This window comes from Mucilaginibacter sp. 3215 (assembly GCF_050433785.1).
Lineage (GTDB): Bacteria > Bacteroidota > Bacteroidia > Sphingobacteriales > Sphingobacteriaceae > Mucilaginibacter.
Genome location: NZ_JBNPWO010000015.1, coordinates 116,024 through 129,891 on the forward strand (window position 1 = coordinate 116,024; position 13,868 = coordinate 129,891).

The following is a 13,868-nucleotide window of genomic DNA, read 5'->3' on the forward strand; positions in this document are numbered from 1 at the left end:
ATGAGCTATTACGGATATCCGGAGGATAAAAAATTTACTTTTACTATGGCATGAAAAAACTGACTGATATTTTGCTTCTTGGGGACGAGCGCCTTTACCAGGTTTGTGACCCGGTGTTACAGGATGAGCTGCCACTAATAAGCGGCTGGGTTGCAGATATGCACAATGTAATGCAAGAAATCAGACAGAAGTACAACTTCGGAAGGGCTATCGCGGCTCCCCAGCTGGGCATCATGAAACGCCTCGTTTACATGAATATAGACAAGCCTGCAGTTTTCATTAACCCCGAAATACAGGACGCCAGCGATGAACTTTTTGAACTTTGGGACGATTGCATGAGCTTTCCTAACCTGCTGGTGAAAGTTAAAAGGTATAAAACCATCACCATAAATTACCTTGACGAAAACTGGCAGCAACAGCAGTGGATCATGACCGATGCTCTGTCTGAACTGATGCAGCACGAGCATGATCATTTAAATGGTATTTTGTGTACCATGCGGGCTATCGACAGCATGTCGTTTAAATGGCGGTTATAATCTGATTCATGAAACAATTTATAGCACATATTACGGTAGTCGTCGGCAACTACGATGAAGCAATTCAATTTTACACGGAGAAATTGAATTTCGACTTAATTGAAAATACCCTGATCAACGAAAATAAAAGATGGGTGTTGGTAAGGCCCAAGGGAGCATTTGAGTGTAGCTTGCTGTTAGCAAAGGCCGTAGGTGATGAACAAGAAAGTCGGATAGGACAGCAAACGGGTGGCCGTGTATTCCTTTTTTTAAGGACCGATGATTTTTGGCGCGATTACCGTGCGATGCAGGACAAAAATATCATCTTCGTTCGTGAACCCCAGATTGAATCATATGGCACAGTTGCAGTTTTTAAAGATCCCTTTGGTAATTTATGGGATTTGCTGGGTTAAACTGCCTAAATAAAAATTAAAACACCTGTAACGTATAGGGGTAAAGTGTGGTCATAGTTGTATCACCATTAAAACCCCATTTATGAAAAAATATATTTTACTCCTTTTGCTTGCCGGGCAAACTGCTGTGGCGGCAGCGCAAAATGGCGATAGCCGTTCATTATACCTTACCAGGTCATTAGCCAATGATGCTATTACCAGTGCCGTGGTACGGACATCAGCCGGTGGTATTGTAGTTAGCGGACAAGCCGGACAGGCACCGCGCGTTGAAGTTTACATCAAAGGCAATAATAACAGTGAGCTTTCAAAAGAAGAGATCAAAAAACGCCTTGACAAGGATTATACACTTGATATATCTGTTAGCGGGCATGAAGTTAGGGCCATCGCCAAAAGCAAGCGTCAAAACTTTTTTAACTGGAGAAGCTCATTGAGCATCTCATTCCGTATTTATGTACCGCAGCAATGCGCAACCGACCTTGAAACCAGCGGAGGCGGTATTGGTCTTGATAACTTAAAAGGCAACGAAAAATTCAGTACCAGCGGCGGCGGTTTAACTATCGACAGGCTTTACGGTACCATCCGCGGTAATACTTCGGGCGGCGGCATTCATGTTTCCAACTCGGGCGATGATATTTCGCTTGAGACCAGCGGAGGCGGTATTGAGGCCAAAAACTGTAACGGCAGGATCAGGCTTGAAACCAGTGGCGGCGGTATAACTTTAGAAAACCTAAAAGGCACCATTAATGCCGAGACCAGCGGTGGCGGTGTTAACGGCAATAATATCAGTGGTGAGCTCATCACCAGCACATCAGGAGGCAGCATCGATCTTAAACGCATGGCAGGCAGCGTTAGTGCCGAAACCAGCGGCGGCGGTTTATACGCGCAAATCCTTAAAGTGGGCAAATACCTTAAACTGGAATCAAGCGCCGGTAATGTTGATATCGAACTTCCGCAAAACCAGGGCTATGACCTCGACCTGCGAGGTGAAGGCGTGTCGCCATCATCTGTTGCTAAATTTAATGGGCAATGGGAAAAGGAACGGGTTAACGGTAAATACAATGGCGGCGGCATCCCGGTTAAAGCCGAAGCATCGGGCGGAAGTGTTAATATTAAATTCAGGTAAGCATTTAATAGTTAAGCAATAAAGAGAAAAGCTCCGGGTTTATGATCCGGAGCTTTTCTTTTTTCTATCCTTGGTGAGTGTTTCGCCCTGTTATCAGTGCCATTAATCCCCAAACCGGCCCTATGGCCAGTAGCATGTAAATATATCGCGCGTTTTCGGCCGTTCGTAAAGCCACGATCAGTTGAATACTTACAATGGTAACAGCAAAACCGAAGCAATTGACAATGGTTAGCGCGGTTCCTCTTGATTGCTGGTCGGCATTTTGCGCAACCAATGTTGAAAACAACGGCGAATCGGCAATGACTGCAATAGCCCATATCAATAAAAATGAAATCAATATCCATGTCGAGCCGGTAAATAAAAATAGCGGCGATGCCAGGCAACAGGTGCAAGAAATTGTCAACGCGATGGTAGCTACTTTTTTCACTCCCAGATATTTCGATATGATACCGCTGGCTGCACAGGCCAAAGCGCCCATCCCAATAATGAGAAAAGACAATAAGGGGACATTCAAAACTGCATTTGAGAACCGATTATTGTAGGCGGTTAGCATCACGGGGACAAAAGCCCAAAAAGCATAAAGCTCCCACATGTGGCCAAAATAACCAAAGGCTGCTGCCCTGAATTGCCTGTTTCGAAAACTTTGTAAAAACGCAGCCGGATTAAGCGCCACTCCCGGCTTCCTTTCCAGACCGTCGGGTACCAATAATATCATCGTACATCCGCCCAAAGCGGCTAATATCGATGTCGACAAGATAACGTACCGCCATGGCAACGTGGCCATCAGGTTTTTAAGCAGGTGCGGCAACGCTGTGCCCAAAACCAATGCTCCAACCAAAAAACCAAGGGCTTTTCCCAATCCCTGCGGATAATGGTCGGAGGCTATCTTCATGCCCACCGGGTAAATCCCGGCCAGGAAAAAACCTATGGTATACCTTAGCACTAATAGTATCGCAGCATCCGTTCCCGGTAAACATGCCAACGCATTGACAGCTGCGGCAATAAGTGCACAGGTAAAAAACACCCTTACTGGCGAAAACCTGTCGGCAATACCAAGGATGGCAAAAACAAGGGTGCCGGTAATAAAGCCAAGCTGAACCGCGCTTGTTAAGTAAGCCAGATAAGATGGTTCAAGCTGTAATTGTTTGGCTATATCGCCCATAACGGCGTTGCCTGCAAACCACAGTGAAGTGCAAAAAAACTGGGAAAGTACAATTACCGGGAGGATGCGTTTCATTTGGTTTTGAAGAACTAAAGCGGTGCAATAATAATTATAAACTGTACGCTAAAAAAATAGAGCCGCTTTTACCTTGCGTATCCCATTCAAGAAACGCTATCTACATTTTTAATTGCCGTTATGTTGCCTTTATAAAAATATGTATCTTGAGTTTCAAAACTAAACCTAACCCTGTCATCATTACCAATGGATAAACAACAAATTACCGAACAGATAAAGTGGATGATTGCCGACGGCAATTCAGATCATGAGATTGAGGCCCTGTTGGTTGCAGAAGGTCTTGCCCGGGCCGAAGCAAAATATACACTCTCGGTAATTAAAAATGAACTGTTCCCGCACGAATATCCGATAATCCCCGAACCTCCCCAAAGCCGAAATTACCTTTGGATCGGCCTTCTAACTGCTACGTTATTGATATTATTGCTTGCTTTTCATCCATGGCGCAAATCAAACACAGCAGAAAGAGAAATTACCCCTGCCGATATGATCCTGCTTATGAAAGCAGGGCCGGGCGTTTATACTACCGAACTCAATAAAATCAGCAGCGGATGGACTTTTAACCAGGATAAAGACAGATGGGAAAATAAAAAACGAAAAACGGCCCTCGCCATCAGGATGGAACAACTTCTGTACATGTGTCCTGTGTTGCACGATCATTCATTCCAGGACTATCTTGAAAGTCACGACTTCAGAGACATAATTTATGGAAAACCCGGCAGCAAGATTTACCAAAACAGCGAATTTATGTTTACTATTCAAACTAATGGAGCCTACACGATGATCTCGCTGGCCAACCGGTAAATTGCGCCATTGCTTCTAAACAGATCTTTTTCCATCGATTGTAAAAAGTCGAATTTTTTAGCGGTTGCTTCATAACACCCTTTTTACAAAACGGCAAAATTTAAACCTTGTTAATCCCCGGTTAACAAAGTTTGCTTGTTTTTCAATTGCAAAAGACTGAGAATCAGCCAAAAGCAACGAAAGTAAGAAAATCAATATCAAATTTAATTAATAAATAAGTTAACCCTATATTTATTTCCTGATAATAAAACAAACGTTGCTTTGCACCAATTATGGCCCTCCTATTCTCAACTTGGGCAACTATTAAAACAGGGGTTTATCTTTAATTAAAAACTATGGAAAAAAACTACAGATCTATTCTTAGATTATGGCACGGATCGGGTAAAACGATTTGTCTTTTTATGCTGATGCTTATGGCCTCGTCAGCGGTTTTTGCACAACAACGTACCATCAGGGGTACCGTTACCGACGAAAGTAACCTGCCGTTACCAGGGGTGGTAGTAACGGTTAAAAGCACAGGTAAAGCTACTTCAACTTCGGCTAACGGTATTTACCAGGTAGTGGTAAGCGGGGCCGATGACGTCATTAAATTTACCTTTTTAGGTTCCTTGCCGAAAGAGGTTACCATCGGCGACAAAAAAGTTGTTAACGTTACCATGGTTACCGATACCAAACAACTTAAAGATGTTGTAGTTATCGGTTACGGTACCGCAAGCCGTAAGGATGTAACAGGCGCTATCACCTCGGTTAAGGCCGAAGATTTTAATGCCGGTGTATTAACTACTCCTGCCGAGTTGTTACAAGGTAAAGTAGCCGGTTTGAACATTACCAAAAGCGGTGACCCTAACAAACAGCCGGCCACTATTTTAAGGGGCCCTTCAACCTTACGTGAAGGAGCTGCACAACAGCCGTTTTACGTAATTGACGGTGTGCCGGGTGCGTCCATAGACCTTTTGGCTCCTGCCGATATCGAAAGTATCGACGTATTGAAAGACGCGTCATCGACCGCAATCTATGGTTCGCGCGCGGCCAACGGTGTAATCATTGTTACTACCCGCAGGGCTAAAGCTGGCCAAACACGGTTAACGTATAGTGCTTATGGAGCTGTTGAGAACGTGTCAAAAAACATCGACGTACTTACCGGCGATGAACTGCGCAAATATTTAACCGACAATGGCGTACCAAAACTAAGTACTGCCGATGACGACGGTTCAAACACCAACTGGCAAAAACTGGCCGAAAGAACCGGCTACTCGCAAAATCATAACCTTTCATATGGGGGCGCAGGTACCAACTCAGAGTATGGCGCGAGTGTAAACTATATGAAAAACAATGGTATATTGAAAAACACCAGTCTTGAGCGTACCATTTACAAAGGCTATATCAACCAACGCTTTTTTAATGACCGTTTAAAATTAGGGATCACCCTAACCAACAGTGTTACCAAAAACAACGATATTTTCCAAAGCCAGGTATTATCCGGTATCTTATTCTACCTGCCAACGGTTAGCCCTTTTAACCCCGACGGCACTTATAAAGAAAACTATACCCGTACAGGTAGCGGGCCTTTAAATCCGTTATCGTTAATTAATAACAACTTTACCAAAACAGAGAATAACAAAACATTGATCAATGGCTTCGCTTCTGTTGACATTTTGAAAGGCTTGAAGTTTACAATATCCGGATCAACGCAAAAAGAACAAAATAACGTTAACACTTATTCTACCAGCCAATCGGGTATATATGTTAATGCCGGTGGTGTAGCGGTACGCAGCGCTTACACCAATACAAGCAACGTTGTTGAAGCTTATTTTAATTATGATCGTGTTTTTGGTAAGCACTCGCTGAAATTATTAGGTGGTTACTCTTATCAGCAGGATCGTAACAATGATGGTTTTGGTGTACAAACACAAGGTTTTTCAAACGATGCGTTAACTTATAATTACCTGGCGCTGTCAAACCCTACCCAACTCTCACAAATTGTGTTCAACCCTAACTATATTTCTACGTTAAGATTCGTTTCATTTTACGCACGTGGTCAGTACGAGTTTTCGGATAAATACCTGTTACAGGCTTCACTCAGGGAAGACGGTTCATCGGCATTTGGTATTAACCAGCGCCATGGTTACTTCCCGGCTGCTTCAGCAGGATGGAAGATTATTAACGAAGATTTCATGAAATCAATTCCCGTTATCAGCGATTTGAAATTAAGGGCTGGCTACGGCGTATCTGGTAACAGCTTAGGTTTTGATGCCTTTACTGCAAGATTAATTTATGGTGTACCTCCGGGCGGCGGCAAATTCCTGAACAATGGTAATATTGTTAACTCTATTGGTCCGGTACGTAATGATAATCCCGACCTGAAATGGGAAAGTACGGCTACCACCAACATCGGTTTGGACTTTGGGTTGTTCAATAACCGTTTAACCGGTTCGGTAGATTACTATATCAAGAAAACATCCGACCTGATCTACACTTACCCGGTATCAACCACATTGTATTTTTATCCGTTTTACACTGCTAACGTAGGTAAAATTAAAAACAGCGGTATTGAGGTTGTATTAAACGCAGTACCTGTAAAATCACAGGCCTTTACCTGGCGCACTTCGTTCAACGTTTCGCATAACAAAAACGTTGTACAAAGTTTATCAAACAGCCAGTTCGGTCTTAACTTTATTCAAACTGCCCAGTTAGGCGGTAAGGGCCAGTCGGGCAACTACAGTCAGATCATTCAGCCTGGTTATGCTATCGGCACTTTTGACTTATGGCATTATTTAGGTAAAAACGCTAACGGCGTAAGTACCTATCAAAAAGCCGACGGATCAACAACTGCTACCCAACCGCTTACTACCGATCAGTTTATTAAATATGACGCGCAGCCGAAATTGGTTTATGGCTGGAGCAATAGTTTCTTCTATAAAGGCTTCGACTTAAACTTCCTGGTACGTGGTGTTTATGGCAACAAGATACTGAACGCAACCCTTGCAGCTTTAAATAATCCAGCCGACTCGAAACTGCAGAATATACCGAGATTTACCTTAGGCGAATCGTTCAAAGACATCAACGCATACCTGATCTCTGATCGTTTCCTTGAAAGCGGCTCATACCTTCGTTTGGATAACGCTACTTTGGGTTATACCATTAAACCGCACATTCAGGCTATTAAGAGCTTACGTTTTTATGCATCGGGCAACAATATTTTTATCATTACCAAATACCGTGGTGTTGATCCCGAAGTTAACATAGGCGGTTTAACCCCAGGCATCGATAACCGCGATTTTTATCCTAAAACACGCACTTTTAGCTTAGGTATAACTGCACAATTCTAAAAAAAACTCAGAAAGACAAAGATGAAAAAGATATTTTTTATATGTGCCGCAATTGCTGTGATCATGAGCACATATTCGTGTACAAAATTAGATGTACCTGTTGAATCACAATACGTAAAATCAAACTTCCCGGTTACAGACGCAGATTATACTGCATTGCTCGGTACTATTTATTCAAACCTTTCATCGAGCTATGCAGTGCCTTACTGGCGTATGCAGGACCTATCGACTGATGAAGCCATCCTACCTGCCCGCGACGGTAACTTTGACGATGGCGGCCAGTATCGCCAGCTACACTACCATACCTGGACCTTTGACCATCCTAACGTCATAGGCGTATGGCAATGGGGCTTTGGTGGTATCAATACCTGTAACCGTATTATTAGTGTTATTAATGCATCATCAGCGACAGCGACAAAAAAAGCATCGTCTATTGCCGAGGTTAAAGCAATGCGGGCCCTATACCTTTACTTCATGATGGATTTGTATGGTAATGTACCTATCATTACCGATTTCCCGGTAACTTCCCAACCGGCCAATCAGCCCCGGGCTAAAGTGTATGAGTTTATTGAAAGCGAACTTAAAAGCGTTTTACCATTGTTGCCTGCTAAAACCAGCAATGCAGCAACAAACGTATCACAATACGGCCGCCCAACAAAGGGTATGGTGTTTGCCCTGCTTGCAAAAATGTACCTGAACTCTGGCGTATATACAGGCACCAACCGTTACCAGGAAACCGTTACCATGTGTGATAGCGTACAGGCTAACACCAATTATTTCCTGGATGCTAAATACAGGGATATATTTTTGCCAACAAACGGCCCTGCAATTAATGAAACCATCTTCGCGGTCCCTTACGATCAGCAGATCCCGGGCAACCAGTTTACCCGTTTCGGCTTTTTTTATTACCTGGCCCAGGCATACGGTTTTAACGTAGGCTTAAGTATAGCCATGAGCACCACCCCCGAGTTTTATAACCGCTTTAATATTCCCGGCGATGACCGTAGCAAAACATGGCTGGCCGGTCCGCAATATTATCCTGATGGCAATGGCGGCTTCACCAATCAACCGGTTTATTACCCGGCCCCGAACGCAACCAAGCAAATTAACATTATCCCAACACTAACCCTTACCGGTTTAAAACCAATGGATTTGGGTAATGATGTGACAACTTCGCAATCGGAAGGGGTACGTTCAATTAAATACTATCCTGACGTTAACATCATCCAGGCTACCCGTTTAAACAGTAACGATGTACCGGTATTCCGTTTGGCCGATATTTACCTGATGAAAGCTGAAGCTATATTACGTGGTGCTGCCCCTACTACCATAAACGGTGACGCACAAACTCCGCTTACTTTGGTAAACAAACTACGCAGCCGTGCCCACGCGGAGCTTGCTACATCAATTGACCTGGATGGTTTGCTGGATGAGCGCGCACGTGAGCTTTCATGGGAAGCATGGCGCCGTAATGACCTGATCCGTTATGGCTTATTCGAGAAAGAATATCCACTACCGGTTATGGGCGGCAAAACGGACGACCTGAAAATGAACACCGATCCAACCCGCAGGTTATATCCGATTCCATCAACCGAATTAAAAACAAATCCTAACCTGAAACAAAACCCGGGTTATTAATAATACCCTTTTTACAAGGCGCAAAGGATTATCCTTTGCGCTTTGTGTTTATTAAACAATAAAAACCAATTAAACAATGAAACATATAGGCGGATTACTTGCCGGTATTGTTCTTATTGCAGCTGCAATTAAGAGTGATCCCGACAATCAAACCATCAACCATTTTCAGGTAATAGGATCGCACAACAGCTATAAACAGGCAATTGATCCTAAACTATTCCGTTTTTTGCAAAAGCGAGATTCGGTTGGTATGAGCAAGATCGATTATGAACATATCAGCCTTACCGATCAGCTCAATTTAGGCCTAAACGCGTTGGAAATAGATGTATATGCCGATACCAAGGGCAGTAAGTACGCGCATCCCAAAGGGTTGGACTGGGTGCCGGGACAGCCGGCGTTTGATACCCGGGGCGTAATGAAAGAACCTGGTTTTAAGGTTTTTCATATTGAAGATATCGACTACCGCAGCAACTGTGCAACTTTTAAGCTTTGCCTGCGGGAGCTAAAAAAATGGAGTGATGAACATCCTGATCATAATCCCATTTACATTACCATGAATGCTAAAGACGAGCCGTCGAAAAAACCGGGCTTTACTGTTCCTGAAAAATTTACAGCAAAAACTTTTGCCGACCTGGACAAGGCGATACTGGATAATTTGGGTAAACAATACCTGATAACGCCTGATGATGTGCGCGGCACATACAAAACCCTTGAAGCTGCTGTGTTGCACAACAACTGGCCAACGCTTAAAGCGGCCAAAGGGAAGTTCATTTTTATTCTTGATGAAAAAGGCGAAAAAAGAGCTGCCTATATCGCCGGTCACCCATCGTTAAAAGGCCGTGTATTGTTTGCCGATGCATTGCCGGGCACACCTGAAGCCGCCATTCACATTATGAATGATGCTAAAAAGGACCTGGCAGCTATTCAAAAGCTGGTTAAAAAAGGTTACATTATCCGTACCCGTGCCGACTCGGATACAGAAGAAGCCCGCGCAAATGATATGAGCTCGTTTATAGCAGCCCAAAAATCAGGTGCTCAAATCATCAGTACCGATTATTATAAAAAAAGTACCCATTTTAAATCTGATTATGTGATCAGTTTTACAGGCGGCAATTATTTTAAACCCGATCCGCTGTTTAAAACCAACGCTTCTGTTTCGGTGGGTAACTAAAACGCATCACTGTAAAATAATAGAGGCCTGTATTAAAACTACGGGCCTCTTTTTGTTACCAGCCGGCATTGATATTAAACTGTGGCGGTGCTTGTTGTTGGGTCAATGATGGCCTTAACTTCGGCAATACTGGTTACCGGAAAGCCCCCTTTCATGGCATGTTCACGAACAACATCTTCACTTTCGGCAATGTGGATGCAATAGATCTTATCAGCAGTAACAAACGACTGAATCCAATGATAGGGCTTACCCAATTCATTCACAACCGAACACGATGCCTGTGAAATAGCTTGTAATTCTTCGGGCGACAGATTACCGGCGCCGGGCAGTTCTCTTTCAATTACAAATTTTTTCATAAAATATGATTTAATAGTTAAATATTACTTTCAACAGCAACGTTAAATCAAATAGGTGTAATTGGCAGAAATGGAGGATAAAATGCTGCTAAACAAGCGGCAATATTTTAAAAATCAAAGCTATAGAATAAATAAGCAATAACCCAGTTTCGGCGTATTTAATTTTTTACGAGACAGGAATGTTCAGAAAAAGAAACCCCGACTGATCTTACATCACGCGGGGTTCCTTTTTAAATTCAGATGCCTTTCATTTTTAAGATTTAGCCCTGCTGCGGCCACGGGCGGCAATTTTAAGTCTACGCCGTTTAAGGGAGATCTGTGTGTTTTGCTTCCGGTTTTCGGCAACATACTGATAGTAGGTGTTTAAGATCTCTTTATAGGAGATTTGCCCGGCTATAGTATTTCCGGCGGCAATAACGGGAAGCACCTCTACCGATTCTTCAGCCATGATCTCCACAACACGTTTCAGTGGATCATTGCTCCTCACGGCCTGTTTACTTGCCTTGGTTATATTACTTATGGTGAGTTCGGCAGAAATACTATGGTTATAAATGTCGGTCAGGCTAACCATGCCTGCATAGCTGCCATCACTATTAGTCACTATAAAAAAACTTTGGGTAATATTATTTCCGGTAAGCCGGGCCCTTGTTTCGGCTATGGTACTATTGCTTTTTAAGGTTTCACCAACTTCATTGTTAACGTCGGCAACAGTTAATACCTGTAACAAATCGGGTTCGTATGAATCAGGGGTGTATACCCCCCGGCGGGCAATTTTTTCGGTCATGATGGTATTTTCCATCAGGAAGAATGAAACCAGGTACGATGCTGTACAGGCACCAAGCAACGGTAGTAATGCATGCGATTGCATAGTAGCCTCCAGCGCGAAGGTTATACTGGTTAAATAAGCCCTTGAAGCGCCTGCAAACATAGCGGCCATGCCAATAAGTGCGGCTATTGGAATACTTAAGCCCGCATCAGGAAATACCAGGTGCACCAATGCGCCAAAAGCCGCACCAGCCGCGCCGCCAATGGTTAACAAGGGAGCCAGCGTGCCGCCCGAAGTGCCGCTGCCCAGGGCTATAGCCCATGAAAGAAATTTGAATAAACACAAACGCACAATTAGCATCAATGATAATGTGCCCGAAAGAATAGTGATAATATTATCATATCCTACACCAAGGGTGTGCGGCGCAAAATAACCTATCAGGCCTACCGCCAGGCCACCAATTGCAGGCCACCACATCCAGTGGATAGGCAGTTTTTCAAAGCTATCTTCAATAAAATAAACTATTTTGGTAAGCCCCAGTGATATAAAGCCAATGACCAGGCCAATGATGCTGTAAATAGCCAGGGCGGTATTTGAAGGTGTATCTACATCAGGCATCGGGAATACAGGCCCGGCTTCAAATAACAGATGGTGTCCGGCTGCTCCGGTGATACAAGCTAATGCCACCGGTAATATGGCCCGGGGCGAAAACTCAAACAACAACAGCTCAATAGCTAAAAACACCGCTGCTATGGGCGTGCCAAATATGGCCGACATACCCGCTGTTGCTCCTGCTGCCAAAATAATTTTACGCTCGTTGGGCGATATTTTGAATAACTGGCCAAAGGTTGAACCAAGTGCCCCGCCGGTTGCAATAATAGGTCCCTCGGCGCCAAATGGCCCGCCGGTACCTATGGCTATGGCCGATGATACGGGTTTCAGAAAAGTTATAATCGGTTTTATTTTGCTTTTATTTACCAGGATCTGCTCCATTGCCTCTGGTATGCCATGCCCCCTGATCGCCTTGGAGCCATACAGGGCCATCAGGCCTACTATAATGCCGCCTATAGCCGGTATAACAATTACCCATAAACCCAAATGGTTATTGGCCGGGCTGTGAAAGCCGGCATCCAGCGTTCCGTAAAATGAAATGTTGGTAACAACATTTATAAGATACACAAGTCCTTTGGCTATTATACTGATGAGGCATGCAATGAGGATACAAATTGCTGATATAAAGATCAGCCTTGTTTTCATTTGCCTGGTGCCTTTTAAACCGGATTTAAAATTGTAAAGATCATTTAATGAGGGCGAAACCGGGATGGCGTTCTGTTTTGTTTCCATGTTTTGATTAGTCCCGCTCCGTTTTTAGGGGACTGTGCTATTTTTCTTGCAAAGGTAATACTTAAAGCAGCATAAATAAATTTATTTTCAATTTTATATTGCACATGCAATGTTTTTATTCAACATTTGCTTAGTTTTTAATAAAAATCATTGCACAAACAATAGTTATGAAAATTACCAGCATTATTCTTTCTGTTTTAGGTGCCGCAAGCATCATTGCCGGATTGTTGCTATTCAGGGACCTGAATACCGTTAATCCTTTCGATTCCCATCCGTGGAGCATTAACATTAATGGCATCCGCTCATTCCCATGGCCTGTTTTTGGCGGTGCGGTATTGTTAAGTTTGGGAGTTATTTTTAACATGGCTACCTGGGAACAGCCAAAAGGCCGCCGCTTTTAATAAATTAGCATGTTTTTATAACAGCATTGGCTTAAATACAAATCAATAAATGGCGAAAAACAAAGATAAATGCGATTTGGGGACTTGCTTTTTATGCACACACTGCCTGCCCGACTGGATCCCGGCAATCAGTGCCGCCAGGAAAAATATCATTGTCAAAAAGGGGCAGCAGATCTTTAAAGAAGGTGATCCCGTTACCGGCATTTACTTTGTTTATTCGGGAACGGTAAAGGTTCATAAAAAGTGGGATAAGGAAAAAGAGCTCATTCTCCGTTTTGCCTGCGAAGGCGATATTGTTGGACATCTTGGTTTAGGCAGTACTGAGTTTTACCCGGTTTCGGCCACAGCCATTGAGGCAGGTATAATTTGCTACATCGAAATGCCCTTTTTTGAAAGCACCCTACAGGTTAACAATAACTTTGTTATTAAGCTCATGCGTTTTTTTGCCAACGAATTGCAGGAATCCGAAAAACGGATGCGCAACCTGGCACACATGCCGGTTAAAGGCCGCGTGGCACAGGCTTTCATTTCGCTCAAAAACAAATTCGGGCTAAATGAACAGGGCTTTATCAATATTGAACTTACCCGGCAGGATTTGGCCTCATTTACGGGCGCAGCGTATGAGTCGCTGTTTCGCACCATAAATGATTTTATCGACGAGGGGATCATCGAAATATCGGGCAAAAGCATCCGCATAAAAAATGAAGCCACATTGCTGAAACTGACGGAAGAGGAGCAGCAGGCCGGATAGCCTGTCTGAAAAAACCTGACACC

12 protein-coding genes are annotated in these 13,868 nt (G+C 43.6%); 9 read left to right on the forward strand and 3 right to left on the reverse strand.

The window, feature by feature from the left end:
• Window positions 1-50: 50 nt before the first annotated feature.
• The 3 genes from ABIC84_RS21145 (at window position 51) to ABIC84_RS21155 (ending at window position 2,051) form a co-directional block, all read left to right on the forward strand.
• Window positions 51-536 carry a peptide deformylase gene (locus ABIC84_RS21145; RefSeq protein ID WP_429264851.1) on the forward strand — a complete coding sequence of 162 codons (486 nt, stop codon included), beginning with the start codon at window positions 51-53 and terminating at the stop codon, window positions 534-536.
• Between the two features lie 8 nt (window positions 537-544).
• Complete coding sequence (locus ABIC84_RS21150; protein WP_429264852.1) at window positions 545-928, forward strand: VOC family protein; 384 nt, start codon at window positions 545-547, stop codon at window positions 926-928.
• Between the two features lie 82 nt (window positions 929-1,010).
• A complete protein-coding gene (locus ABIC84_RS21155) occupies window positions 1,011-2,051 on the forward strand; it encodes a DUF4097 family beta strand repeat-containing protein (RefSeq protein WP_429264853.1) in 1,041 nt (346 codons plus the stop codon).
• Window positions 2,052-2,115: 64 nt separating this feature from the next.
• Here ABIC84_RS21155 and ABIC84_RS21160 read toward each other — a convergent pair whose 3' ends face one another.
• Complete coding sequence (locus ABIC84_RS21160; RefSeq protein ID WP_429264854.1) at window positions 2,116-3,288, reverse strand: MFS transporter; 1,173 nt, start codon at window positions 3,286-3,288, stop codon at window positions 2,116-2,118.
• A gap of 186 nt (window positions 3,289-3,474) precedes the next feature.
• Here ABIC84_RS21160 and ABIC84_RS21165 point away from each other — a divergent pair, with 186 nt between their 5' ends.
• The 4 genes from ABIC84_RS21165 to ABIC84_RS21180 all read left to right on the forward strand — a co-directional run bounded on the left by ABIC84_RS21165 (window position 3,475) and on the right by ABIC84_RS21180 (window position 10,227).
• Complete coding sequence (locus ABIC84_RS21165) at window positions 3,475-4,089, forward strand: hypothetical protein (protein ID WP_426582980.1); 615 nt, start codon at window positions 3,475-3,477, stop codon at window positions 4,087-4,089.
• 335 nt (window positions 4,090-4,424) lie between these two features.
• Window positions 4,425-7,418, forward strand: a complete 2,994-nt coding sequence (locus ABIC84_RS21170; protein ID WP_426582978.1) for a SusC/RagA family TonB-linked outer membrane protein — start codon at window positions 4,425-4,427, stop codon at window positions 7,416-7,418.
• Between the two features lie 21 nt (window positions 7,419-7,439).
• Window positions 7,440-9,056: a RagB/SusD family nutrient uptake outer membrane protein gene (locus ABIC84_RS21175; RefSeq protein WP_426582976.1), complete on the forward strand. Its 1,617-nt coding sequence runs from the start codon at window positions 7,440-7,442 to the stop codon at window positions 9,054-9,056.
• 76 nt (window positions 9,057-9,132) lie between these two features.
• Complete coding sequence (locus ABIC84_RS21180; protein WP_429264855.1) at window positions 9,133-10,227, forward strand: phosphatidylinositol-specific phospholipase C1-like protein; 1,095 nt, start codon at window positions 9,133-9,135, stop codon at window positions 10,225-10,227.
• Between the two features lie 74 nt (window positions 10,228-10,301).
• Here ABIC84_RS21180 and ABIC84_RS21185 read toward each other — a convergent pair whose 3' ends face one another.
• Window positions 10,302-10,583 (reverse strand): DUF4242 domain-containing protein, encoded by a 282-nt coding sequence (locus ABIC84_RS21185; RefSeq protein WP_426582972.1) that lies wholly within the window; start codon window positions 10,581-10,583, stop codon window positions 10,302-10,304.
• Between the two features lie 253 nt (window positions 10,584-10,836).
• The gene (locus ABIC84_RS21190) at window positions 10,837-12,693 is read right to left on the reverse strand and encodes a chloride channel protein (protein WP_429264856.1); all 1,857 of its coding nucleotides are present in this window, start codon (window positions 12,691-12,693) and stop codon (window positions 10,837-10,839) included.
• 167 nt (window positions 12,694-12,860) lie between these two features.
• On the opposite strand from ABIC84_RS21190, the gene ABIC84_RS21195 reads away from it, so the two are divergent.
• Entirely contained in the window at window positions 12,861-13,094 is a 234-nt protein-coding gene (locus tag ABIC84_RS21195; protein ID WP_429264857.1) for a hypothetical protein, read from the forward strand.
• A gap of 49 nt (window positions 13,095-13,143) precedes the next feature.
• Window positions 13,144-13,845, forward strand: a complete 702-nt coding sequence (locus tag ABIC84_RS21200; protein WP_429264858.1) for a Crp/Fnr family transcriptional regulator — start codon at window positions 13,144-13,146, stop codon at window positions 13,843-13,845.
• Window positions 13,846-13,868 lie beyond the last annotated feature (23 nt).

Bases quoted from the DNA above. Each gene is read 5' to 3' on its own strand.
- ABIC84_RS21145 (WP_429264851.1), top strand. From the start codon at position 51: ATGAAAAAACTGACTGATATTTTGCTTCTTGGGGACGAGCGCCTTTAC.
- ABIC84_RS21150 (WP_429264852.1), top strand. From the start codon at position 545: ATGAAACAATTTATAGCACATATTACGGTAGTCGTCGGCAACTACGAT.
- ABIC84_RS21155 (WP_429264853.1), top strand. From the start codon at position 1,011: ATGAAAAAATATATTTTACTCCTTTTGCTTGCCGGGCAAACTGCTGTG.
- ABIC84_RS21160 (WP_429264854.1), bottom strand. From the start codon at position 3,288: ATGAAACGCATCCTCCCGGTAATTGTACTTTCCCAGTTTTTTTGCACT.
- ABIC84_RS21165 (WP_426582980.1), top strand. From the start codon at position 3,475: ATGGATAAACAACAAATTACCGAACAGATAAAGTGGATGATTGCCGAC.
- ABIC84_RS21170 (WP_426582978.1), top strand. From the start codon at position 4,425: ATGGAAAAAAACTACAGATCTATTCTTAGATTATGGCACGGATCGGGT.
- ABIC84_RS21175 (WP_426582976.1), top strand. From the start codon at position 7,440: ATGAAAAAGATATTTTTTATATGTGCCGCAATTGCTGTGATCATGAGC.
- ABIC84_RS21180 (WP_429264855.1), top strand. From the start codon at position 9,133: ATGAAACATATAGGCGGATTACTTGCCGGTATTGTTCTTATTGCAGCT.
- ABIC84_RS21185 (WP_426582972.1), bottom strand. From the start codon at position 10,583: ATGAAAAAATTTGTAATTGAAAGAGAACTGCCCGGCGCCGGTAATCTG.
- ABIC84_RS21190 (WP_429264856.1), bottom strand. From the start codon at position 12,693: ATGGAAACAAAACAGAACGCCATCCCGGTTTCGCCCTCATTAAATGAT.
- ABIC84_RS21195 (WP_429264857.1), top strand. From the start codon at position 12,861: ATGAAAATTACCAGCATTATTCTTTCTGTTTTAGGTGCCGCAAGCATC.
- ABIC84_RS21200 (WP_429264858.1), top strand. From the start codon at position 13,144: ATGGCGAAAAACAAAGATAAATGCGATTTGGGGACTTGCTTTTTATGC.